Origin of the sequence: Flavobacterium sp. ACN6, assembly GCF_002304005.1 — a bacterium.
Taxonomy (GTDB): Bacteria; Bacteroidota; Bacteroidia; order Flavobacteriales; family Flavobacteriaceae; genus Flavobacterium.
Genome location: NZ_MRCQ01000006.1, coordinates 53,367 through 77,840 on the forward strand (window position 1 = coordinate 53,367; position 24,474 = coordinate 77,840).

Sequence of the window (24,474 nt, forward strand, 5' to 3'; positions counted from 1 at the left end):
TTTCTTTTTTATTTAATTTTATAGAATAACCCTGAAATATTAAAATATGAAAAATCTAGTTTTGCCTTGTCTTCTTGTAATCTGTCTCGGATTCCAAAGTTGTAAAAATGATGAAAAACGTAAAGAATTTGATACCGCAAAAGCTGAGGGAGAAAAGATCGTAGGTACTGAATGCTACAGAGCAATTTATGAAAAAGATACAGTCGATTTGAAATTGAATACGCTGAAAAATGGAAAAATAACTGGGAATTTGGTTATGAAAGCCGCTGCTGCACCTGAAAAAAGAGGTGAAATTACAGGTGAATTTCGCGGCGATACTTTATTTGCAGACTATACTTTTATAAATCCAGGCAATGCGACGAAGTTCAAAAATCCGCTGGCAATTTTAAAAAAGGGAGAAAAACTTATTCTAGGAAACGGAACCATGCAGACAACAATGGGAGTTACTTATTTGGTTAAGGATATACCAATTGATTTTGAAAATGTAAAATATAAATTTGACAGCGCACAATGTGCGGAGAAAAAATAGTCCAACAAACCCGAGAGTTTCAAAACATCTCGGGTTTAGTTTAGAATGATCTCATAAAAAAAGCCGTTTCTAATTAAAGAAACGGCTTTTACTATTTTTAGATTTTATTTTTTTTATAAAACTTCACCTTTAATTTTAAGGGCTACTCTTCCGTCAGGATAATTCACTGCATTTGTTTCAACAGTAATTGTTTTACGAATTGGTCCAGAAGCCATATTGTATTTTACATCGATTTTTCCTTTTTTGCCCGGCATAATTGCAGATGCAGGTTTTGTTACGACTATAGAACTAACAGTTGATTCTGCGCCTGTGATTAATAATGGAGCGTCTCCAGTGTTTGTAAATTCAAACGAGCGTAAACCATTATCACTTTTAGAAATTTTTCCATAATCAATTGTATTGTCTGGGGCTGCAAATTCAATTTTTGGGCCATTTTGTGCATAACTTACTGCGCTAAACAATAAGACTGCAATAAAAGAGGCTGCATTTTTCATATGAAATTAGTTTTTAATTGTAAGTAAATATACATTCTTTTAATTAACACACAAATTATTATTTCTCTTTTTATAGTGTACTTAATTATTTACTTTTGTTGTCAGTTATAATTACAAAAATTGAACCAATTTTGGTGTTTAATTGTTTAATCGTTAATTCGTTTAATCGGATGAGGATTAAAAAATAGTTGGAAGACCATTAACAATTAAACAGTTAACCAAATAAACGATTAAACAGTTAAACGAATAAACAACCTAATAAATGACAATTCCAGCACAATTTGACGCTAAGACGATCGAGAACAAATGGTATGAGTATTGGATGAAAAACAATTATTTTCATTCAGAACCAGATCATAGAACACCTTATACAATTGTAATTCCGCCGCCAAACGTCACTGGAGTCCTTCACATGGGACATATGTTGAATAATACTATTCAGGATGTTTTAATTCGTAGAGCGCGACTTAAAGGTTTCAATGCCTGCTGGGTTCCGGGAACGGATCACGCCTCTATTGCTACTGAAGCAAAAGTTGTAGCAAAATTGAAAGCGGAAGGAATCAATAAAAACGATTTAACACGCGAAGAATTCTTAAAGCACGCTTGGGAATGGACAGATAAATACGGAGGAACAATCCTTGAACAGCTTAAAAAATTAGGTGCTTCATGTGATTGGGAACGTACCAAATTTACAATGGATCCAGATATGTCTGCATCTGTAATTAAATCATTTGTTGATTTGTATAACAAAGGATTAATCTACAGAGGTTACCGTATGGTGAACTGGGATCCAGAAGCCAAAACCACTTTATCTGACGAAGAAGTAATTTATGAAGAACAACAAGGAAAGCTATTTTTCTTAAAATATAAAATCGAAGGTTCAGAAGATTTCTTGACGATTGCTACGACACGTCCTGAGACTATCTTTGGAGATACTGCAATCTGTATCAATCCGAATGATGAACGTTTTACACATTTAAAAGGTAAAAGTGCCATCGTTCCTATTTGTGGTCGTGTAATTCCAATTATCGAAGACGAATATGTGGATGTAGAATTCGGAACAGGATGTTTAAAAGTAACTCCTGCGCACGATATGAACGATAAAACGCTTGGAGAAAAACACCATCTTGAAATCGTTGATATTTTTAATGAAGATGCAACATTAAACAGTTTCGGATTACATTATCAGGGAAAAGATCGTTTTGTGGTTCGTACTGAAATTGCAAAAGAATTGGAAGAGATCGGCGCTTTGGCGAAGACCGAAATCCATTTGAATAAAGTGGGAACATCTGAAAGAACCAAAGCGGTAATCGAACCAAGATTATCTGACCAATGGTTTTTAAAAATGGAAGATTTAGTAAAACCGGCAATTAAATCAGTTTTAGTTGATGGAGATATTAAATTACACCCAAAACGTTTCGAAAATACTTACGCGCATTGGTTAAACAATATTCGCGATTGGAATATCTCTCGTCAATTATGGTGGGGACAACAAATTCCAGCTTACTATTACGGAGACGGAAAAGAAGATTTCGTAGTGGCAGAAAACATCGAAGAGGCGCTAAAATTAGCTCAGGAAAAAACATCTAACAACTCACTTACAACATCTGACTTAAAACAAGATGTTGATGCGCTGGATACTTGGTTTTCTTCTTGGTTATGGCCAATGTCAGTTTTTGGTGGAATAATGGATCCAGAAAGTGAAGATTTTAAATATTACTATCCAACAAATGACTTGGTAACAGGTCCGGATATTTTATTTTTCTGGGTTGCGAGAATGATTATTGCAGGTTACGAATATGCAGGCGAAAAACCATTTACAAATGTGTATTTAACCGGTTTAGTTCGTGACAAGCAACGTCGCAAAATGTCTAAATCATTAGGAAATTCTCCTGATCCTTTAGATTTGATCGAAAAATTCGGGGCAGACGGAGTTCGTGTAGGATTGCTTTTAAGTGCTTCTGCAGGAAACGATATTATGTTTGATGAAGAATTATGTCTTCAGGGAAAATCATTTACAAATAAGATTTGGAATGCATTTAAATTGATTAAAGGCTGGGAAGTTTCAGAAACTATCGCACAGCCAGAATCATCAAAAGTGGCAATCGAATGGTACGAAGCTAAACTACAGCAGACTTTAGTTGACATTGAAGATAATTTTGAGAAATACAGAATTTCAGATTCATTAATGGCAATCTATAAATTGGTTTGGGATGATTTCTGTTCTTGGTTCTTAGAAATGATCAAACCAGCATACCAACAGCCAATTGACAGCGTGACTTTCGCGAAAGCGATCGAAATGTTAGAAAGCAACTTGAAGTTATTGCACCCATTTATGCCTTTCTTGACAGAAGAAATCTGGCAGTTAATTGCAGAAAGAACACCAGAAGAAGCTTTAATAGTTTCAACTTGGCCAGAATTGAAATCATTTGATGCTAAATTAATTGCTGATTTTGAAAATTCAATTGAAGTGATTTCTGGAATTAGAACAATTCGTAAAGACAAAAATATTCCTTTTAAAGACAGCATCGAATTAAAAGGTATTAACAGCGAAAATGTTTCTACATATTTTGATTCAGTGGTAACGAAATTAGGAAACGTTTCTGCATTCGAATATGTTTCTGAAAAAGTTGACGGCGCATTATCTTTCCGTGTAAAATCAAATGAATATTTCATTCCGATTATAGGAAATATCGACGTTGAAGCTGAAATTGCAAAACTGACAGAAGAATTAAACTATACTAAAGGATTCTTGAAATCTGTAGAAGCAAAACTTTCAAACGAGAAATTCGTAAACGGAGCTCCAGAAAAAGTCCTAAACATAGAAAAACAAAAACAAGCCGATGCTTTAGCAAAAATCGCTACAATTGAGCAGAGTTTGGCTGGTTTGAAGTAGGAAATTATCAAATTAAAATAGATTATTATCCTAACAGGTTTTTAAAACCTGTTAGGTATAAAGGTAGAAAGCCCGACAGATTCAAAAATCTTGTCGGGTTTGTTTTTAAATAAGTTTAATAAATACAAATTGCTGTATTTTTAATTTTCGTAGAAATTATCTTTGATATAAAAAACTGTATCTATAAATTGAAGTATACCATTTTCGGTTAATACATTTTCGTCGTGAAGATCTTCAAGAATAATTCCTAAGTCAGGATTGTAATAATCATTATTCTTAGTATAATTATCAAGGTTAATATCTAAAATCCAAAGATTATTTAAATCAATAAATTGTTCTAAAGTCTCTTTTTCTTGTTTTTTGAAATGCTTGAATCCTTCAGCCATTGAACTTGAGCTTTGGCTTCTTTTAAGGTAACTGGCAGCTGCTTGGATAATTGTTCCATGCTTAACTTCGCTCTTTCCTGAAATGATAAGTTGTAATTCATATAATAAAATGCAAAAGTATTATATGTTATTTATAATATCAAATACGGAGTTGGTTTGTAATCTTTGTATTATAATTTTCTCTTCCTCAAAACCCAAAACAAAGGATAAGAAACTGCCGTAATTCCTAAAATGACTAGGAAACTTTTGGGATCGCTGTAAATAAAACCCAATAACAAAGCAATAGACATTATTATAGCAATTATAGTTGTCCACGGATACCAAAAACAACGATAAGGTCTTGGTAAATCTGGTTCTGAAGTTCTTAGTTTTAAAAGTGCAAAATAGGCCAGTCCCCAAACGATAATGGAAATAAAGGCAGCGAAAGTAAACAGCATTTCAAAAGAACCAATGCAAATCAAAAACAAGCTGAAAAGTGAGGAAACTAAAAGTGCTATAATTGGTGTACCGCCTCTATTAATTTGTGTTCCTTTTTCGATAAAAAATCCGTCACGGCTTAGTCCATAAAGAATTCTTGGCGGAATCATCATAAAAGCGTTTAAAATACTAATTAAAGAGAAAATCGAAATTGCCGTAACGATTACAGCGCCATTTTTTCCAAAAATAATTTTAGCAACATCTGCAGCGGCAAGATTTGATTTGGCTAAAGTTTCGATTGGTAAAACATGAAAAAAAGCAGCATTTACCAAAACATAAATTGCTACAACTAATAGAACACCGCTGTATAAAGATTTCGGGATATTTTTATTTGGATTTTCATTCTCTTCAGCAAAAAAGCAAACGCTGTTCCAGCCATTATAAGTTCCGATTATTAATTGTAACGACTTGAAAAATCCGAATAATAATCCAATTTGAAAAACGGAGCTATCTGTTTTAATTGCTGGAACTTCAACACCAGTATACATAAAACACGCCACAACCAAAGAGACGAAGCAAATCACTTTTAGGAAACTGGTAATTTGCTGAATCGCACTTCCGTTTTTAACGCCGCTTAAATGCAGTAAAACAAAGGCAGCTAAAAGCGAAATCGCCATTACGGTTGAATAATTAGCCAAAGATGGAAATAAAATAATAATATATTCGCTGATTACGATGCAGTAGAATGCAGGCGGAATAGCATTTACAATATAATCAAACCAGCCAGAAAGAAAGCCGGCGTATTCGCCAAAAGCTCTTTTAATGTAATTGTAAGATCCTCCCGCTTTTGGTAACATTGTAGCCAGTTCTGCGTACGAATTAGCACCGAGCAAAACATAAAAACCGCCAAAAAGCCATGAAGCAATTATGAGCCAGTAATTATTAAGCATTTCTGCGATTGTTCCAGGCGTTCTTAAAATTCCAACTCCGATTGTTCCTCCAATTAATACGGCAATATTAAAACTTAGGCCTAGACTTTTCTTTAATTGGTTTTTGGTGGAATCTGACATTGGTGGAATTTGTTTGAATTAATTTGGATGTAAAAGTAAGTAAAAAATAGAGCTTTCATAACACAAAAAAACCTCGCCGTTAAGCGAGGTTTTTTAAATTGAAATTAAATATAAGAATGAATTTTTCTAAATTATTTTACTGCAATTTGGTAAGTAGCCATTTTCCAGATTTCGTCATATTTTTTTCCGTTATGATCTCCTGAAGCTTTTTCAGTATGAGCATATTCTACCATGTAGTTTCCAGACCAGATTGGTGTAAAAGAGAATTCTCCTTTATCGTTTGTCCATAATTCTTTTTCCCATCCGTTTGGAGCAATTACTTTGATTTTTGTTTCCTTAGCAGATGCACCGTCGTAGATAGCAAATCCAGTTATTTTTTCATTCTTTTTAGCAACATCTGCATTTTCAGAAAATAAACCAATTTGGTTTTTATTTGCTGTTGCATAGTTTCCAGAAGCTTTGTTTCCAACTACCACAGTTGCGCTTGAGTTATAGTCTAAAACCATAGTTCCGTAAACATCTTTTACTTTGTGGTGCATCACGATAGTATATACTCCGTCTTGATCTGGTGTAAAGAAAGCTTGAAATTTATTGTCTAAAGCTTTTGAAGTAAGTGTAGTCTCTTTTTTTGATGGAGAAATTACCACTAAAGTAAAATCTTTTAAATCAGAAAACCATTTGTCGGCTTTTGTAATATCGTTATCAGAGAACTCTCCAAAGTAAACTGAGATTTCCTGAGCTTTTCCTTTTGTTCCAGTTGCTTTTGTTTCGATCCAAAGTGCGTGAGCAAAAATTTGCGGTGCAGCAAAAAGCATTAGGAATAAAAAAGTTATTGTTTTTAAAGTATTTGACTTCATAAGATCAAGTTTAAAATTATTAGATGATATTTTTTACAAACATAGCTCTTATTTAGAATAATTAAAAATAAAATCTCAAAAAAAAAAACCTCGATTCCATTTAATTATTTTATGGTTATCGAGGCTTTTTTTGAGATTTAAAGGTTATCTAGAATTTATAAGCAAAACTTGCCGCAACATTTCTAGGTTTTTGCGGGTTTACGGTTGACCATCCTCCGTTGAAATAATCTTTATTCGTAATATTATTTACATTTAAACTCACACGAAATTTAGATGTGTTATAGAAAACAGAACCATTAATCACAGTATATTCAGGAAGAATAAATTTTCCGGTAACATTGCTGTCCAAGATAGCATTGTCGCTGGCATAATTTCCTCCAAAACCAAGACCGAAATTTTCTAAAGCGCCTTCTTCAAATTTATAAGTTGCCCAAAGATTTACTAAGTTTTTAGGGCCAGCCCAAAAAGGTCTTTTTCCTTGATCCAGCCAAACGTTATTTTCGTCTCCTTTTGTAATTTTGCTTTCATTATAACTGTATCCAGCGATAATACTTAAACCTTTTATTGGTGCAGCATTCAAATCAAATTCAAAACCTTTACTGTTTGCTTCACCGCCCTGAGAGCTGTACATTGGGTTGCTTGTTACTAAATTAGCGACATTAATGTCATAATAACTTATTGTTGCCGTTAATTTATTTGAAAACAAATCTGCTTTAATTCCAGCTTCTAATTGATTAGCATGTTCTGGTTCAAAAGTTTGAGATCCAACAAAATTTCCATCGGTATCATAAATTGCTGATGGAGCAATATTTCTGAAACCGTTCATGTAATTAGCAAATACAGACAATTGATCTTTAATTGGCTGGTAAACAACTCCAAATTTTGGAGATAATGCTGTTTGGGTATAATTATCAGTATCTGTTTTGATGTTTCCTTCTGTATCAAAATAATCAACTCTTAAACTAGCCATTGCCAATAAAGTAGGAGTGATATTTAATACATCTGATGCGTAAGCACTGTAAGTAGCATCTTTAGAATTGTAATTTGGGCCAGGTTCTCCTGCTAATAATTTATCTACTGAAGTTTGAGTTAGATTGTACGGATTTTGATCATCCAGTTGTCTTACTTCGCCTTGAGCGGTAACATTGTACAATTTGCCATAACCAGAACCTCCAAACATAAGATTACGGTCAAAATAATCTACGCCGACAACAAGACGATTTCTCATATTTCCGATTTTAAAATCGCCAATAAAATTCTGCTGAATATCAGTTGTTGCGGTTTGAGAATTTTCTTTTGTGATCCATAAAGCAAAATCACGGTTTCCGTCTTCATTATCATAAATATAAGAGTAATAGCCTTTTGATTTAGATGAAGTTCTAGAAAGAACCGTTTGCGATGTCCATTGCTCAGAGATTTTATAAGTCATTTGTCCTTGTAAATTGAATCTCGGATTTTTCATCGGGAGATCGTTGCTGTAAAAAGACAAATCGGTATTGTAATTTAAATCGGCTAAATCGGTGAATTGCAGCGGAGCATCTCTTCCTAAAAACAACATTGAAGGCGTTGTTTTTTCTTCCGACATAAATTCAGTATTAATCAAGAAAGACAATTTTTCGTTTACTTTGTAAGATAGGGAAGGTGCCACAAAAATTGAAGTACGGAATCCCGCATCCTGAAAACTATTTTCAGTTTGATATGCTGCATTGATTCTGAAAAGAACATCATTATTATCGTCCAATGGTGTATTGATATCTGCCGTAACTCTGTTTAAACCAAAGCTTCCGGCCAGATAAGAAACCTCACCGCCAAAACCGCTGTAAGGCTTTTTAGTAACCGTATTAATAAGTCCGCCGTAGCTGACCAAACTGCTTCCAAACAAAGTTCCAGATGGGCCTTTAATAACCTCAATTCGCTCAATATTTACAGGATCCAATGTGCCGCTTGTAACGCCGGGCAAACCGTTTACAATATTCGCCTGAACTTCAAAACCACGCAAGGAATAATAAGAACCTCCGTCACCTCCTCGGCCTGTAGATTCCCATAATTTCTGAATTCCGGGAACATTTTTCAAAGCATCTTCATAATTGGTAATCGCTTGTTCTTTCATCAATTCAGCTGAAACGATATTATAAACTTGTGGATTTTCAACGTTTTTAAGAGGCATTCTCGAAACGTATGTACTTTGTTTAGGAAAAGCTTTTCCTCGGTTATTCGTTATAATAACTTCTTGCAATTGTTTATTAGAAACCGTTAATCGTAAATTAAGTGAGGCAGTTTCATTTGCCGTAACAATTACCTCTTGTTCTAATGTCTCGTAACCAGTTAAGGAAACTTGAACGATGTAGTTATTTGGTTTTACTCGATTAAATTCAAAAGCACCTTCTTCATTGCTGATTGTGCCGTATTTTGAATTTTTAAGAATGATATTAACTCCAACAGCAGACTCGCCGTCAGATGTAGTAATAAAGCCTTTAATTTTTCCTAAATTTTGCTGGGCAAAAATAGTACAGCTAAATAGGAACAGCATACAGATTGTGGTACTAATCTGCTTGATGCCGGATTTTGAATAATTCATGGTAATGTCTTTTTTTTTTGAATTAAATAGTTTTGTTATTTAGAATAAGTAAAAACAAGGCAAAAGTAGAAATTATTATTATTTTAACAATTTTTATTTTTTATGATTTGGGTATGAAATTGTTAAATCTGGATTTTATTTCTAATCTAGGGAAGAGTTGTGGTTAAATAAAGTTTTAAAAGGCTTAATTTTGCAGTCTGAAAAATGACTTCATGATTTTACCTTTCTTCAAAAAAATTAAAGACACACCCAGAGGATATCGTATTGCAAATACGGTGTTTTTCTTCCTATCAGGATTTGGATATTCTTCTTGGGTTTCGCGAATTCCGCACATACAAGCACAATTACAATTGTCTGAAGCACAATTTGGAGCCGTTTTATTTGCATTCCCAATTGGATTAATGCTTACAATGCCGTTTACAGGAAAATTACTGAATAAATACAGCAGTCGTTACATCATGTTATTAGGTGCAATTATGTTTAATATTGTGCTTTCGCTGCCTGGTTTGGCTGCGTTCGTATGGCAGCTGGTAATTGTACTTTTGATCTTTGGAGCTTCGCGTAACATTTTCAATTTATCGATTAATGCACAATCCCTTGAAGTGCAGAAATTATATCCGAAATCTATTATAACACGTTTTCATGCGGTGTGGAGTATTGCCGTTTTCGCAGGAGCTGGTTTGGGTTATGTAATGGTAACACAAAAAATTGCACCATCACATCATTTATTAGGAGTTAGTGTTTTTATGCTGGCGCTTACGGCTTGTTTTTATCCTATGAGTATTCATAATGAACCTGTACCAGTTAAAAAGAAGTTTTTCTCAATGCCTGAAAAAAATCTGATTAAGTTTTCTTTAATCTGTTTTGTGTCAATGGCATGCGAAAATACGATGTACGATTGGAGCGGTATTTATTTTGAAAACATATTGAAGGCTTCTCCAAAATTAACTAGTGCAGCATTTGTATTTTTTGCATCAGCGGTAACTTTAGGACGTTTGTTTGGAGATTACGGGGTAATGAAATTCGGAACTAAAAAAATCCTGCTTTACAGTGGTATTTTGATCACTTTAGGATTTGGTATTTGTTTTGTCCTGCCTTATGCTTATCCCACTATTTTCGGTTATGTTTTAATCGGATTTGGGGTATCCTGCGTTGTTCCGCTGGTATTTAGTATTGCGGGAAGATCATCAAAAATGAGCAGCGGTTCTGCTTTAACTTCTATTTCTACAATTGGTTATCTCGGATTTTTACTAGTGCCGCCAATGGTTGGTTTTATTTCCGAATATCTAAGTATGAAATGGGCCTTTCTAATTATGGCGCTTTTAGGTATTCTGATGATTTTTATGGTGAATAAGATCGGGGAGAATGAGTGAGTTTTTTTGAGGTGCTGAGATGCTGAGGTACTGAGGTTCTAAGTTTTTTTCTGCTTTTTTGTTTGTCGTAAAGATGAAGATTTGTTGTTGTGAAGTTGTTTTGGATGAAAGACTAGTATCGTTTTTTCATGACAAATTTCTCGGTATAAGGTTTTCCTTTTTTTAAACCTGAAATTTCTGCAATCAGCGAATCTTTTTCGATTAGATTATAAATGATTTTGTTTGGAAAATCGTGTTTTGGATTCTCAAACACAATTTGGTCAGCTGTGGCTGAGGTCATTTCAAAACGTACGGGTAATTCTTTATTCTGTCCCGGAACGCTTACAGTGTAAGCTAGTTTTCCATTTGCTTCTTCCAAACGAACCTGTTCTGCAAAAACGGTATCTTTTTCGCCCACAACAAAATAAGATTCACCTAAATAAACCGAATCATTTTCTTTTTTCCATCTTTCTGTTAATTCACCATCTGCCGATTTATTTCCCCATTCGCCAATAAACCATTCGGCTTTTGCAAGATTAGGGTAGGTTTTTACAGGAGCTTCTGTTTTGGTTTCTTTTTTACAAGAACTTAAAACTAAAACCATTACAACGGAAAATAAAAAGCTTTTTAATTTCATGATTCTTTTATTAGAAATAGAGATTTAATCAAATATAAAATAATTATTTGATTAGAAGTTTGTTAGGATTTCAATTTTTAAAGCTTCTTTTATTTTTGCAGCAATTTTTAAAGCTTCATTCCTATCATTTACAAAATACAAAGTCAGGTATTTTTCGTTATAATCAAATAAATTTATTTTAACTGTTCTTTCCGTTATTGTTGTGCTTGCGCCAGCGCTGTAGCCTCTTACTCCAAAAGTTTGCTTTACTCTTGTTTCAACTAAGGCAATATATTTTATTTCAGGTAAATGATTCCATGATCTTCCTATCTTCATTCCATAAACAGAAAATAATTTTCTATATTTTCTTCTTTCAAAATCTATTTCTAAACCTTCTGTTGAAATTAAAAAAACTCCCCAATAAGCTATAAGTAGATAAACTAAAAATAGAATTGGACCATTATCCTTATTAATTAAAATTAAAGCCAAAATACTTGGAATAAATAATAAGTTTCCAATTATATTTCTGATTGAAGAAACTTTTTCAATGTAAATGAAGTTAGTCATTAATTATCTAAAAACTATTTCTTCACCATCACAAACTTCTCCGAACTCAATTTTCCATTCAATTTTCCAGAAATTTCAGCTGTCAAAGTATTATTGGCACCTTTCGTATAAGTGATTTTTTGAGGATAATCGTGTTTAGCGTTTTCAAAAACCAATTGTTTGTCAGATTCTGCAGTCGAAGGGAAATCAATGGCTTTATCTTCATTTTGTCCTTTTACGGTAGCAAAATAAGTTAGGGTTTCGCCTTTTTGAGCCAAAACAATATTTTCAAAATGTAAAGTGTCTTTTCCTTTAATAAAGTAAGAAGAAGCGCTGAAAGTACTATCATTTAACTTTTGCCAATTTTCTGCTAGGATACCTTCAGTCGAAGTATTTTCCCAGTTTCCGATAAGCCAGTCGGCGATTTTAATTTTATCTTTTTCAACGGTTTCTTTTTTCTGGCAGGAAACAAAAGCTATTATAAGTGCAATAAGAGTAATTTTCTGAGACATAATTTATAAGGTTTTGATAGTACTAAAGTATGAAAAATTTTGTTGCTGCTAATTACACTAATTTACATGAATTATTTTTATATATATTGTCGATATTGGCCACAAATAAAAAGGATTTTTTTTCACGCAGATTCTGCAGATTTAGACAGATTTAATTATGATTTGGATTATATAAATCTGCGAATATCTGCTTAAATCTTTTATAAATCTGCGTGAAAAAAAATAGTAAAAATTAGTGTAATTAGCGTTTAAGAAACACAGTAAAAAAATCATTTTAATCACTTAATCTGCGGCTAAAAAAACTAAACACTTCCCCCTAAAATGGAGTAAACCAATTCCTTAGTTGGTTTTTGATCTTTTAATTTTGCTCTCACTTCATCAAAAGTAACTTTAAAATCACAGCCCGATTTATATTCAGAACAGCCATAGGCGGTTTTCCCTTTTAGTATTGTTCCTTTTTTGCATTTAGGACACAGTAAAGAATCTGATGTTTCTTTTGCTGTTGATTTCGCAACTGTTTTCTTTGGTTCTAATTTCAGTTTGTAATTTTCTTCAAAACGAATTAAACCTTCAACATTTCCAGAATCGGTTTTAAAGCCTTTTATATTTACGGTTGAACCCTTTTGAATCAATCGCAAATATTGACTTTCAGTGATTTTTTTATCGGCAAAAACATACGGCAGTACGAAGTCACAACCCGATTTATATTCGCTGCATCCAAAAGCCGATTTTCCTTTTATAAAATTCCCTTTTTGGCATTTCGGACAAGTTTCTGCCAAAATTCCTGCAGCTTTCTTTTTTTCTGGTTTTACAACTGGTTTTTGAACCGTTGCAGCATGCGAAATATTGGCGTGTTTTGTTTCACTTCTTACTTCATAAACCAAAGCTTCAACCATTCGCTTCATGTTTTTGATAAAAGCAGCAGCCGTAAAAGTACCTTTTTCAATATCTTTCAACTGCTTTTCCCAAGAGCCTGTAAGCTCTGCTGATTTTATCAATTCGTTCTGAATCGTATCAATCAGCTGAATACCTGTTGGAGTAGGCAAAACCTGTTTTTTGTTTCGAACAATATATTGTCGCTTAAAAAGTGTTTCGATAATATTCGCACGCGTTGACGGACGCCCGATTCCGTTTTCTTTCATCAGCTCGCGTAAATCTTCGTCGTCAACCTGTTTTCCTGCGGTTTCCATGGCGCGCAGTAAAGTTGCTTCTGTAAAATAATTGGGCGGTTTGGTTTCTTTTTGAAGGAAAGATGGTTCGTGCGGGCCTTTTTCGCCCACGACAAAACTTGGCAGTAAATCGGGTTCTTTTTCTTTAGCATTCGGATCTTCAAAAACGACACGAAATCCTTTTTTTATAATTTCTTTTCCTGTGGCTTTAAAAGTCACATCGGCTGCTTTTCCTATAATTGTCGTATTGGCAACCAGACAATCGTCGTAAAAGACCGCAATAAAACGTTTTACGATAATATCATACACCTGCTGTTGATTGTACGGCAGATTAATTTCTATTCCCGTCGGAATAATCGCGTGGTGATCGGTTACTTTTTTATCGTTAAAAACCTTTGGTGATTTTTTTATTTTTTTTCCCAAAAGCGGTTCTGCTAAATGAGCATAATGCGTTAGTTTTTGCAAGATGCCTGGTACTTTCGGATATATATCTCCCGGCAGAAAAGTCGTATCAACTCTGGGATAAGTAATCGCTTTCTGCTCGTACAAAGTCTGTGCAATTTTAAGCGTTTCTTCTGCCGAAAATCCAAATTTCTGATTGCAGTAAACTTGTAAACCCGTTAAATCAAATAGTTTTGGCGCATATTCGTTTCCGTTTTTTTTGTCAACAGAAACAATTTCGAAATCACTTTCTTTGACTTTTTCTGCCAAAAGTTCTCCGTCTTCTTTTTTCAAGAAACGGCCTTCTTCATAGCTAAAAAGTGTTTCTCTATACAAAGTCTGCAATTCCCAATACGGCTGCGGTTTGAAGTTTTCGATTTCTTTAAAACGATCTACAACCATCGCCAATGTCGGCGTCTGCACGCGGCCGATTGACAAAACTTGTTTGTAACCGCCATGTTTTACGGTATACAAACGCGTAGCATTCATTCCCAGTAACCAGTCGCCAATCGCTCTTGAAAATCCCGCATAAAATAAATTATCGTAGTTTTCAGAGGGTTTTAGATTGTCAAAACCTTCTTTTATAGCTTCAGTTGTAAGTGATGAAATCCATAAGCGTTTTATTTCGCCTTTGTAGTGCGCTTCATTCATTACCCAGCGCTGGATCAATTCTCCTTCCTGCCCGGCATCCCCGCAGTTTATAACCAATTCGGCTTTGTCAAAAAGAGTTTTGATGATTTTAAACTGTTTTTGAATTCCAGAATTCTGAACAACTTTGGTTTCGAATTTATCGGGAAGCATGGGCAGATTGTTCAAATCCCAGCTTTTCCAGTGCGGTTTGTAATCGTTAGGTTCTTTTAAAGTACATAAATGCCCAAAAGTGTAGGTTACGGCATAACCGTTTCCTTCATAATATCCGTCATGTTTGGTATTGGCGCCCAAAACGGATGCGATTTCGCGTGCTACACTTGGTTTCTCAGCAATACAGACCTTCATTCTTTCTTTTCTTATTGAAGAGCGAAGTTAGGATTTTTTTTTGGTTTGCCACAAAGGCGCGGGGACGCTAAGGTTTTTAAACTTAAAATAGAATCTGTAATCGAAATCAAAATACATTTTAATTAGGAAAAGTTAAGTCAAATGTTGGTTTTTTAATGGAAAGTTCTTGGCATTTCTTTTCAAAATCAGTTTTGTCAAAAGGACCAAATACAGGTTTGTCTTGAAGAAAGTTTAAGGTTCTTTCGATGATGTAATAATTGGTAACTTTTAGATTTATTTTTTCTGTGGAGTTTTCTAAAAGAGGGTGCTGTTTCGAATAAATATATTTTGAATTATAACCAACAGCAAATATATACGCAGGAATTAATATTTCGCCTTTTTTTATAGATCTGGATTCGTGTAGATCAACCCAGATAACTTCGTAACCATCAACAATAGTATCGCTTCCGTTGTCGTATAAACTGAAACAGGAAGTAAGTGAAATTGATAATAAAATGGCGTAAATGAATTTTTTCATCCGTTTAATTACAAAGTAAAGTTTCGAATTTTATATTCTAAGATTAGGAAAGATTAAGCTAAAGAGATCGCGTATAATCGCCTGCAAACTGAGTGGATTGTGCAGCTAAAATAAAGTTGAAAATTAAAAGGAATGCGGTAATTAATAGCTTCATTGATTGTGGTTTAGAAATTGTTTGAAAACGTATTAAATGCTTTTTTTCAAAAGTAACTCCTTTAAAATCAATTTCCTTACGGAAAGACGTAATCATCAAATTTTCATTAAGATTTAAATATTATGTGCTTTGCTATTTTATTCTAAACAGAATATTTGTGTAATTTTTCTCTCTTTTTTGCTTTGTAATTTTTAACTTCGCCAGTAAATCAAAAACATGGAAAAATTAATTGGAGGTTTTGAAATTGGACTTTTATTATGGCAGTTATTTCTTGTCGCACTTTTTGTGGCAGTGATTTACTTTATATATAAATTGTATAAAAAAATAATGCAATAATTTATCAAAAGCATAACAGTTTACTTCTTGCTTTTTTGTAAGAAAAAATTTGTATCTTGCGCTCAGATTATTCTTATCATGGTAACTGCAAATTTTTATTTAGTAAACAGCTGTTTAATGTGCTTGATGTGCACATTGCTGTATTTGCATGATGATACTTTCTTAAAAAACTCAAAGGAGTTTATTCCTTGTGCCCTGTCACAACTCTAGGCAGGGATCCTTCATTATTTTTATAGTTTATTTATTAAATCTTCAATTTTTATTGCAGATATGACAGCATTGAAAGCAATACGCTATTCAGTGAAGAGTTGTATGTCGTAACCAATATAAAATGGAGGAAACAAGAAAGTTATGTCACAAAATATTATATTAACAACAGGAACATACGATTTAATTAAAGATCACTTAAGAAGAAAAAAAGTAACAATACAAGAAGAAGAATTGCTGCTGAACCAATTGAAACATGCCACTCAGGTATTGAGAAAAAATCTGCCTGAAGATATCGTTTCGATAAACCGAAAAGTAACCTACAAAGACCACATGAATAATGAAGAGAAAACAATTCTTCTAGTTGGTCCTGAGAAGGCAAAAGCAAGTAAAAATAAAATTTCTGTTCTTTCTGATGAAGGTATTGCCCTAGTGGGTTACAAAGTTGGAGATCTAATAGAATGGCCAGCTAAAAAAGGAAATTTAAAATTAGAAATTTTAAAAGTAGAAGAGGTGGCTTAGTATTGTTTCGTCTTTCGCTTTAAGTTAGTAAGCATCCCAAAAAGGTTTTTCTTTTTGGGATGTTTTTTTAGAATAAAATTTGAGAATTTAGATTTTGTATGAATATGAAGTGTTATGCAAAGCCTCCTTTATATATTTTACTCTACCATAATTTTAAAAGCTTTACTTCCTGAAGTCTTAAGCAAATAGATTCCTTTAGGTAAATTGTTTACATTGATATTTGCTTTTCCGTTTTCTATTTTTACAGATTTCACTTCGTTTCCGCTGATGTCATATAATAATGCATTTCCGTCAATGCTGGAGTTTTCGATATAAAAAACGCCCTCTTTTACAGGATTAGGATAAGCTGTAAAATGCTGTTTATTAGGCTCAGCGATTCCCAGCGAACCATTACGTGATTCATAAGCACCTAAATCGATAATTATTTCGTTAATTCTGCTTTTGCCTGATAAGTCCAAACTCCCCAAAAGAGCAGTATCGTACAATGTATTATTACCTTTATTTACAGCAATTCCTCCTTCTAGAAGAGTATAATCTTCTGTCGAAGGACTTTTAAAAATTTGAGTATCTGTAATTCCTGTAGCATCAATATTACCATTAGAAGTATCTTTTAGACCTAAAAGAAGCGAATTTTTAAAAGTAAATGGAGTTCCAAAATAAAGTGGTACAAGCAATTGAGCCCAAACAATAGAATTGGTAAAGTTTACAGCTTTGTCGTCAAAAGTAAGAGCATTTACACCACTATTTACAAAAGTACTATTGATGATATTCACAGTATTATCTACAGTACTGTATATTTCGTTTCCTTCGGTTTGTGCAGTATTATTTGCAAAAAGACTATTTGCAATTAAAACATTACACTTGTTATTAATTGTTAAAGCGCCGCCATAACGAGCAGCAGCATTTTTTAGAAAATTACAATTGTATATTTTAATCGTGCAATTAAGAACACTATAAATTGCGGCACCTCCATTATTTCCAGTTGAGCCGCGGGTCGAAATGTTTTTTAGGAAATTACAATTTGTAAAAGTTACGGTCGAAAGCTCATTATAAACTGCACCGCCATCTTGACCGCTGTTTTCAATAAAATTAGAATTAGTAATAATAGTTGTAGAACGGCGATTTGATAGTGTACTAATAAGCGAAATATTTTTTTCAAAAGTACAATTTGTTATGGTTGGCGAACTTTCAGAGTTGCTTATAGCACCGCTTTTATTATTGTTGAAAGTACAGTTTACTATTTTTGGATAACCAGAATAATTATAAATTCCACCCCCTCCGCCGGCTGTAGCTTCATTGGCGGTAAAAATGCAATTGGATATAGTAAGATCAGAGCCCAAGTTGTTTATTCCGCCTCCACTGCCGCTATTATCGCTTTTGTCAACAACGGCATATCCTTCCGTAATAGTAAAACCATCTAAAATAGATGCCGACGTTAAATAGGTAGTTTTAATAACAGAGTTTCTCAGCCCTCTTAAAATACTAATATTAGTTTTTAAATCACGCTGGCTAAGGTCATTTTCGGTTCCTGCAAATCCTCCGTAAATTTTCACATCTCTTTTTAAGATAAAAGAAGCACCGAACATTGGAGTATAACTTCCCGAAGACACCCATATTTGAACAATAGCGGGATTAGTACTTTCTATGGCAGTTATCAATTCTCCTAATGCATTATTCCAAGAAGAGCCATCGCCATTGCTTCCTTTTTTTACATACAAAATACCTTTTGCATCTGGTGTTGGACCAGCAAAAAAACGAATAGTTTTAGCATTCAAAGTATTTTGAGTGACAAAAAATAGTAAGAGAAAAAAAGTAAAAGATAGAATAGGTAGTTTTTTAATCATATTTGTTTTTTGGATTTAGAGTTCTTCAAATATATACAATTCAGAATGATAAGCATACTTTAATTTGATCCATACTTTATGTTAAAAGAAAAATAGAAATACTGGAATTGTTTCTATAGGTTTCATTTGCAGTGCTAATACAGATTTTTTTTTTGTTCTTGTGCCAGCGTACATTATCATTTTATTCCAGTTTCAAGATAATTTTCAAAACCTCCGTTATATATTTTTTCGACCCAAATTTTAAAATCTGCGGTGTTTTCAATTATATACGTTTTGGAACTTTCTTTATTCAGATTTTTTATGATTTTGATTGTTTCTCCATTTTTTATTCTGTCGTTTATTCGATGAAGATTATTTGCGCAGAATTTAAAAGGAGACAAAGTATCATATTCTGATGAGTTATTGAGATACAAAATCTCGGTTTCTGCATTATAAAAATTATATCCCATTTTAACTATAATAATTAAACATTAAATATGATTAGTGTCATTATAAAAGCTCCTAAAAATAAAACGCCAATCATATGATTTCGATTACTGTTATCATCTCTTTTTTTGTTACTTCCGCTTGGTGACCAGAAACTTGAAAATGTTCTAAAATCATTGTCGTTTAGCAGCGTGGTTAAATTGAAATAAAGAAATCGCGCTGTAGCTCCCAAAAATTCCAGAATAATGCGACCTGATATAATTTGTTCAAAATCCATTTTGAAATAGTATTTAGCTTAATTATTAATCATTGTATTCAATTCTCATTCCTATTGCGTAAAGCCGCGCTATCGGTTTTTAAACTATTTTTACGAAACGAAACTAAAACCATAATAAACAGCTTCAAATATCGTCAATGAAATAATCCATTTTAATTCCTCTTCGTCGGTTGTGTTAAGAGATAGTATTAGAGTAGTAGGAGGTGGAACATCGCGAAAAACCATTGTAGATCTCAACTCGCCTCGCACACGACGCATTTTTTTACCCATGTTTTTTCTATCTGAGTTTTTCCGAATCACGGCGGCTTCTCCTGATCTGAATTCTACTTTAAAACTATTTTGTGCATTATTTCGATTACACCTTCCAATTTGTTTGTTAGCGCCATCTAGTATTTCAAAATGCTTCGTTATTTTTCCTAAATAGACATCATTAAAAAAGAAAAGTTTTTCTTCATTTTTAAATTCGCAATAGACTTTAAAATCTGTAGTGTTTGCCAATATTCTGCTGTTTACAAAAAGACCTCTGTCTATCCTTTGAAACGCAATAATTGGCAAACCATCATTAGTATTAATAACGCCAGTTAATACACTTGACATGCTTTTTACGAAAGAATAATCCATGCCGTTTGTGACATTTTTTAATGAATCGTGTTTCCAGTCTATAATATCTTTTTTTAAAACATTTACTTTTTCCTGCATTTGCAATTTTTCCTTTTGCAAAAATTCAGGTGATTTTTTTGTAAACTGATGTACAACAAAAAGGACTAAAACTATAAATCCGGCGAAAATCAGCATAGGCTTGTATTAGGATAAAAATTAGGAATGGTTTATTAGCAGTTGACGTTTAACGACTTGGTGCAGCTTCAAAATATCTTATATATTTTAAGAAAGCTTTTCTAATCTTACAATTTGATAAATAGCATGATTTTTTAAAGATAAAGAACGCGCAATTTCTGGAATATCTTGCATGTTGGCTTCACAGATATAGCCAAATTCTAACTCTGAAACGATCTTAGAATGTTCTGAAATTACTTTGCCTAATTCGGCATCAGCTTTATAAAGTTCGATGTAAACCAGATATAAACTATCCGAATACTCATTTGGAGTACCAATATTATTAATCAATTGTTTGTAATCCTTATTTTCCATTTCTTGAAAGTTTTAAGTTTTGAATTTTATTACAAAAGGTTATTTTTTATAAACTCCCATAGATCGGATTTGTAAACTTTGCCCGTAATATTGGTTTGTTCTTTGTTGTAAATATAAACAAAAAGCTAAAATATTTTTCTAGCTTTTATTTTGATAATTATGTTGAAACTCACTGTTGAGGGCACGGATTATAAATGTGTGCTATCGGGAAAAAATAATTTTCGCCAAAGTTTGATTACTACTGTAAACAATAATCCCAATATAAAGAGTATCAAAAAGATTATGATATAAAAATCCCATTCGATTTTTCTATGATATAGATTTATTAAAATTAAAATTCCAATAAAAAATATAGAAAATGCAAGGCTGTTCAACAAGATTGTTACAAAAACGTTTTTATTTAATTGAAGAATAAAATTGCCAATTAGTATTTGATAAAAACTAGAAAATACGATAAGAATTAAGGCGTATGTCAAATAGGTTATATTGCTAAGATGATAAGTTTCACAAATTAACCCTGGCTCAGTAAAAAAAGTTTGCTCGACGAAAAAATATCCAATAATAATGAAAGTTGTAATTGCAATGGGCGCAATGGTTTCTAGTAAAACTTTAGATATTCTCATTCATTTCTTTTTGTTGTTACAAATCCTTAATTAATTCGCTTGGATGAATTTTTAGAGCTTGTGCAATTTTAAACAAAGTTCCAATTTTCATTTCCTGTGAGCCTTTAAGGTATTTTCGTAAATTTTCTACATCTAATCCAGCATCGTGAGCAACTTCTCTTTGTTTCATTTGGTTGCTATCAATCACATCTTTTATCTTGATTCCCAGTTCTTTTACAACTTCTGGAATTTCACTTTTTCTCTTTCGTTTCATAGAAATGAAATTACAAGTAATAGATTGTTTTGATATGATTGTTAATAATCGATTGTTTTCAACCGATTATTTGTATATTTGTTTGAAATTGTAAATTAAATCTTATATATAATTAAAATGAAAGTAGAAGATAGAATAGAAGGATTATTAGAATTAATTAAAAGAGGAAAGTATTTTACCAAGCTAAAACAACAAAATAAAATGGGAAATACATTTATTATACCGTTGCAAATATCTTCTTATAACGAATTAAATATGATGGTTTCAGATTTGCTAAAAGCCAGTATTATTCTGCTTAATCCTGATGCAAAAGGTTTGTCGAGTTTTACAAACAACAGTGATATTAATGTAATGACGCTGATCGAAATCGCCCTGCAATTATTACCAGAAGACGAAATGGAATTGCTGGATGATTTGTGTAAGTTGAGTATTAATTTTAAAGAAATTAAATAAAGTTATCACTGATGTATAAAGCATTTTATGTTTAGTAAGGTACTCTTTCGTTATGATAATTTATAAACTGAATATTAAGAACTCTTCCTGATTTATTTAATTTTTCTGAGTCTAATTTGATTTTAAAATTATCACATAAGACGTGACAGTTTGGACATAGAATAAGAATGTTATCTTCTGAATCAGGACCATCATGTGGTTTTCCTAGTGGCCTTATATGGTGGCCTTCAGAATAGAACACATTATTACCTATTTCTAGTTTTAAATTGCAAATTTGACAAATATTGCCGTGTAATATTTTTAATCTTCTGGATAATGCGGTATCTCTGACTATTCTGCTAATATTATAGTTTACTCTATTTGTACTTAATATGATATCATCTTCAAATATATCCTGAACTAAAGAATAATTTCTCAAACCCCAAACTCCTTTACCAATTCCATCAACAGAGTAAAATACGTCTTTTTTTTCAAGCCATGATTTTGAATCAGATGAATGTTGTTGTATAATTCGTCGTACAACAGCTTTCCATTCGCCTTTTAAATTTTGTCGTATTTTTTCTATTTCTAAATTTATTTCGGAATAATGGCCATATCCATTAAGATTTTTGATTGCCTTAATAATATCCTCTATCCACATATTATTAGCTTAATTTATAATTATGATTACTAAAATAAAAATTATTTACGCATTCTTTTATTAATTAATTTTTGACGTATTTTTTGAATTTTTGTTATTTCTTCAGAATTTAAGTTTAACGAAAAGTTTAATATTTCGCTATCATATCTAGTTAAAATTTCTTCAATATTTTTTTTTCTTTCAAATTCATTCGTAAAATTTTCAAATTCATTTTGAGATTTTATAATATATGGAATTGGTAACTTCTTAAATTCATTAGGAGTTAATTCTAAAACTCCGCCTCCATAATATCTTCCATCAGTTTCAGCAAAGACAAGTGTTAGAGAATTATAAAACGAAAAAATGAAACTATTTAAATCAAAGCTATTTCTCATTTTTACTTTGTAAGCAGAATCTGTAACTAAAGCACTTGAACTATTTTTTAATAATTTAGGATAGTTATGACATCTTTTAAAGAATACTGCATCTGGAATAGTCGAAATATTTGGTATTACATACCAATTATTTCTTATTCTACATTTATATCGTTCCTGAATTTTTTGATCTATGCCAATAGATAAATATTCTGATAATTTTTTACTTATTCTATCATTATCATTTAATTGTAATAATCTAGTTGGATGATTTAATTCTTCTATTTTGAAAAAATCTTTTTCATCAAAAACTACACTACCATTTACTAAAATTCCTTTTTGAATTATTGGTTTAGTAAATCTTGAGAGATTATATTTATTTTCAGTTTTTTTATCTATTATAAAAAAATTATTTGCAGCTGTAACAATTCCAGGCTTGGATTCGCTATAAAAATCGACTGTATTTAACTCCTTTTTGATTTTATCTAAAAAAGTTAGTTCTTCTGAAGATAGAAAATGGTGTGTCCATTTTACATTTGAGTCAACTAATAAATTGTTGTTTTTTAAAATGAATGAATTATTTTCTAATTCTTCTATAACTTCGATATTGGTGAAAAATTCACCTTTTTTGTCATGTTTTTTATAAGCAATCAAAACAATCGTATCTTGACCTTTACACTCAAACAATAGATCATTAAAAGTATATATTTCAATTCTTTCAAATTGATTTTTTAAATATTCTCTAATTTCTTCAGCAAACTTTACTTGAAGTAATTCTGAGGGTAATACAAAAGCTAATACTCCATCTTTTTTCAGTAGAGTTGTTGATTTTATTAAGAATGTTGTCCAAATGTTTTTAACTGACTTCTCAGATAAATTTTCATTTTTATGAATTTCTTTACATGCTATAATTTGTTTTTCTGAAAGTAATGTTTTTTTTATATATGGAGGGTTTCCAATTACAGCTGAAAATTTTGTTTTTGAAGTAAAATTTAAAAAATCTACTTCTTGAAAATCCGCATTTTTTTTAGACCATTTTGTTGATGCTTTTTTTAGTTCGTCTTTATTAATATCAAGAGCTGTAAGTTTTATTAGTAACTCATTTTTATTAAATTCAGTAATAAAAGAACCATCTCCAACACTGGGTTCAAGAATTGATATAGAAAGTTTGCGTTCAAAAAAGGACAAGACTTTTTTTGAAATAAATCCAGCTAAATATTCTGGTGTATAATATGAGCCTGTTTGTTTTTTGTTAATCATTAGTTAAAAAGATGCTTCTTGTAATCTCTGCACATTCAGCGTTTAAAGTGTTTTGTAAAGAAATTAATTCCTGATTATTAGTTTCTTTGATTTTTTCATTAACCTCTTCAATTAATTTATATAATCTTTCTATTCTCCACATTAATGAATGAATAGGATTCTTAAGATTTAATTCTTCAATTATATATTTTGCCAATTCGCTATCATTTTTTGCTATAATTGCTCCTTCATTATCTCTACAAAATAAATCATTGTAAGCGTTATTCGTCGGCATTACGAAACCAATTTTTCCATCATTATGTATTTCATGATTTTTTGTTGGAAACTTATTGGATTTAGCACTATTACAATAATTACAAGAGTAAACCAAATTTTTGTAAAAATTTGGAAGAATAGGGTGTGTAAAATCACTTGGATTTCTTGGTACAAAATGATCTATGGCAAAACTTCTTATTTTATAAGAATGAATATCATTACAATAACCACATCGCTTTTTAAAATCTACAATAAGTGTGCCTAGATAAGAACTATAATGTTCACATTCGGATCTGTCCTCTCTGTGCATTGGATAAGGTTGCTCTCTAAATGGATTAGTACTCAT

Annotated in this window: 24 protein-coding genes; 5 read left to right on the forward strand and 19 right to left on the reverse strand. The window is 32.1% G+C overall.

What is annotated here, in order from left to right; translation table 11 throughout:
- Nucleotides 1-46: 46 nt before the first annotated feature.
- Nucleotides 47-529, forward strand: coding sequence for a hypothetical protein (locus BSF42_RS10650; RefSeq protein ID WP_095953078.1), 483 nt, complete (start codon nucleotides 47-49; stop codon nucleotides 527-529).
- A 113-nt stretch (nucleotides 530-642) separates the two neighbouring features.
- On the opposite strand, the gene BSF42_RS10655 is transcribed toward BSF42_RS10650, so the two are convergent.
- Nucleotides 643-1,023, reverse strand: coding sequence for a DUF1573 domain-containing protein (locus BSF42_RS10655; RefSeq protein WP_095953079.1), 381 nt, complete (start codon nucleotides 1,021-1,023; stop codon nucleotides 643-645).
- 262 nt (nucleotides 1,024-1,285) lie between these two features.
- Here BSF42_RS10655 and BSF42_RS10660 point away from each other — a divergent pair, with 262 nt between their 5' ends.
- Nucleotides 1,286-3,919, forward strand: coding sequence for a valine--tRNA ligase (locus BSF42_RS10660; protein WP_095953080.1), 2,634 nt, complete (start codon nucleotides 1,286-1,288; stop codon nucleotides 3,917-3,919).
- Nucleotides 3,920-4,059: 140 nt separating this feature from the next.
- On the opposite strand, the gene BSF42_RS10665 is transcribed toward BSF42_RS10660, so the two are convergent.
- The 4 genes from BSF42_RS10665 to BSF42_RS10680 all read right to left on the reverse strand — a co-directional run bounded on the left by BSF42_RS10665 (nucleotide 4,060) and on the right by BSF42_RS10680 (nucleotide 9,227).
- On the reverse strand, nucleotides 4,060-4,305 hold the full coding sequence (locus BSF42_RS10665) for a hypothetical protein (RefSeq protein ID WP_253251028.1): 246 nt from the start codon (nucleotides 4,303-4,305) through the stop codon (nucleotides 4,060-4,062).
- A 170-nt stretch (nucleotides 4,306-4,475) separates the two neighbouring features.
- A complete protein-coding gene (locus BSF42_RS10670) occupies nucleotides 4,476-5,792 on the reverse strand; it encodes an APC family permease (protein WP_095953082.1) in 1,317 nt (438 codons plus the stop codon).
- A gap of 131 nt (nucleotides 5,793-5,923) precedes the next feature.
- Nucleotides 5,924-6,649 (reverse strand): DUF4198 domain-containing protein, encoded by a 726-nt coding sequence (locus BSF42_RS10675; protein WP_095953083.1) that lies wholly within the window; start codon nucleotides 6,647-6,649, stop codon nucleotides 5,924-5,926.
- Between the two features lie 148 nt (nucleotides 6,650-6,797).
- A complete protein-coding gene (locus tag BSF42_RS10680; protein ID WP_095953084.1) occupies nucleotides 6,798-9,227 on the reverse strand; it encodes a TonB-dependent receptor in 2,430 nt (809 codons plus the stop codon).
- A gap of 212 nt (nucleotides 9,228-9,439) precedes the next feature.
- On the opposite strand from BSF42_RS10680, the gene BSF42_RS10685 reads away from it, so the two are divergent.
- Nucleotides 9,440-10,600: an MFS transporter gene (locus BSF42_RS10685; protein ID WP_095953085.1), complete on the forward strand. Its 1,161-nt coding sequence runs from the start codon at nucleotides 9,440-9,442 to the stop codon at nucleotides 10,598-10,600.
- Between the two features lie 112 nt (nucleotides 10,601-10,712).
- On the opposite strand, the gene BSF42_RS10690 is transcribed toward BSF42_RS10685, so the two are convergent.
- The 5 genes from BSF42_RS10690 to BSF42_RS10710 all read right to left on the reverse strand — a co-directional run bounded on the left by BSF42_RS10690 (nucleotide 10,713) and on the right by BSF42_RS10710 (nucleotide 15,376).
- Nucleotides 10,713-11,216, reverse strand: a complete 504-nt coding sequence (locus tag BSF42_RS10690; RefSeq protein ID WP_095953086.1) for a DUF6265 family protein — start codon at nucleotides 11,214-11,216, stop codon at nucleotides 10,713-10,715.
- Between the two features lie 51 nt (nucleotides 11,217-11,267).
- Nucleotides 11,268-11,684 (reverse strand): hypothetical protein, encoded by a 417-nt coding sequence (locus tag BSF42_RS10695; protein WP_141248447.1) that lies wholly within the window; start codon nucleotides 11,682-11,684, stop codon nucleotides 11,268-11,270.
- Between the two features lie 92 nt (nucleotides 11,685-11,776).
- A complete protein-coding gene (locus tag BSF42_RS10700) occupies nucleotides 11,777-12,253 on the reverse strand; it encodes a DUF6265 family protein (protein ID WP_095953088.1) in 477 nt (158 codons plus the stop codon).
- A 302-nt stretch (nucleotides 12,254-12,555) separates the two neighbouring features.
- Nucleotides 12,556-14,859: a type IA DNA topoisomerase gene (locus tag BSF42_RS10705; protein ID WP_095953089.1), complete on the reverse strand. Its 2,304-nt coding sequence runs from the start codon at nucleotides 14,857-14,859 to the stop codon at nucleotides 12,556-12,558.
- A gap of 118 nt (nucleotides 14,860-14,977) precedes the next feature.
- Nucleotides 14,978-15,376, reverse strand: a complete 399-nt coding sequence (locus tag BSF42_RS10710; RefSeq protein ID WP_095953090.1) for a DUF3997 domain-containing protein — start codon at nucleotides 15,374-15,376, stop codon at nucleotides 14,978-14,980.
- Between the two features lie 841 nt (nucleotides 15,377-16,217).
- Here BSF42_RS10710 and BSF42_RS10720 point away from each other — a divergent pair.
- The gene (locus tag BSF42_RS10720; RefSeq protein WP_095953092.1) at nucleotides 16,218-16,595 is read left to right on the forward strand and encodes a GreA/GreB family elongation factor; all 378 of its coding nucleotides are present in this window, start codon (nucleotides 16,218-16,220) and stop codon (nucleotides 16,593-16,595) included.
- A 137-nt stretch (nucleotides 16,596-16,732) separates the two neighbouring features.
- Here the strand turns inward: BSF42_RS10720 and BSF42_RS10725 are convergent, their stop codons facing one another.
- From BSF42_RS10725 to BSF42_RS10755, 6 genes are all read right to left on the reverse strand, one after another.
- Entirely contained in the window at nucleotides 16,733-18,439 is a 1,707-nt protein-coding gene (locus tag BSF42_RS10725; protein WP_095953093.1) for a T9SS type A sorting domain-containing protein, read from the reverse strand.
- A gap of 176 nt (nucleotides 18,440-18,615) precedes the next feature.
- On the reverse strand, nucleotides 18,616-18,888 hold the full coding sequence (locus BSF42_RS10730; protein ID WP_095953094.1) for a hypothetical protein: 273 nt from the start codon (nucleotides 18,886-18,888) through the stop codon (nucleotides 18,616-18,618).
- A 14-nt stretch (nucleotides 18,889-18,902) separates the two neighbouring features.
- Nucleotides 18,903-19,142 carry a hypothetical protein gene (locus tag BSF42_RS10735; protein ID WP_095953095.1) on the reverse strand — a complete coding sequence of 80 codons (240 nt, stop codon included), beginning with the start codon at nucleotides 19,140-19,142 and terminating at the stop codon, nucleotides 18,903-18,905.
- Nucleotides 19,143-19,232: 90 nt separating this feature from the next.
- Nucleotides 19,233-19,841, reverse strand: a complete 609-nt coding sequence (locus BSF42_RS10740; RefSeq protein ID WP_141248448.1) for a hypothetical protein — start codon at nucleotides 19,839-19,841, stop codon at nucleotides 19,233-19,235.
- Between the two features lie 183 nt (nucleotides 19,842-20,024).
- On the reverse strand, nucleotides 20,025-20,291 hold the full coding sequence (locus BSF42_RS10745) for a hypothetical protein (protein ID WP_095953097.1): 267 nt from the start codon (nucleotides 20,289-20,291) through the stop codon (nucleotides 20,025-20,027).
- Between the two features lie 639 nt (nucleotides 20,292-20,930).
- Nucleotides 20,931-21,167, reverse strand: a complete 237-nt coding sequence (locus BSF42_RS10755; protein WP_095953099.1) for a helix-turn-helix domain-containing protein — start codon at nucleotides 21,165-21,167, stop codon at nucleotides 20,931-20,933.
- A gap of 117 nt (nucleotides 21,168-21,284) precedes the next feature.
- Between BSF42_RS10755 and BSF42_RS10760 the strand changes: the two genes are divergently transcribed.
- A complete protein-coding gene (locus BSF42_RS10760; RefSeq protein WP_095953100.1) occupies nucleotides 21,285-21,620 on the forward strand; it encodes a hypothetical protein in 336 nt (111 codons plus the stop codon).
- 31 nt (nucleotides 21,621-21,651) lie between these two features.
- On the opposite strand, the gene BSF42_RS10765 is transcribed toward BSF42_RS10760, so the two are convergent.
- Genes BSF42_RS10765 through BSF42_RS10775 form a run of 3 tightly spaced genes read right to left on the reverse strand, consistent with a single transcriptional unit; the run spans nucleotide 21,652 to nucleotide 24,474 of the window.
- On the reverse strand, nucleotides 21,652-22,260 hold the full coding sequence (locus BSF42_RS10765; RefSeq protein WP_095953101.1) for an HNH endonuclease: 609 nt from the start codon (nucleotides 22,258-22,260) through the stop codon (nucleotides 21,652-21,654).
- A 41-nt stretch (nucleotides 22,261-22,301) separates the two neighbouring features.
- Nucleotides 22,302-23,873 carry an Eco57I restriction-modification methylase domain-containing protein gene (locus BSF42_RS10770; RefSeq protein WP_095953102.1) on the reverse strand — a complete coding sequence of 524 codons (1,572 nt, stop codon included), beginning with the start codon at nucleotides 23,871-23,873 and terminating at the stop codon, nucleotides 22,302-22,304.
- On the reverse strand, nucleotides 23,866-24,474 hold the full coding sequence (locus tag BSF42_RS10775; RefSeq protein ID WP_095953103.1) for an HNH endonuclease: 609 nt from the start codon (nucleotides 24,472-24,474) through the stop codon (nucleotides 23,866-23,868). The genes BSF42_RS10770 and BSF42_RS10775 overlap by 8 nt, the downstream gene beginning before the upstream one ends.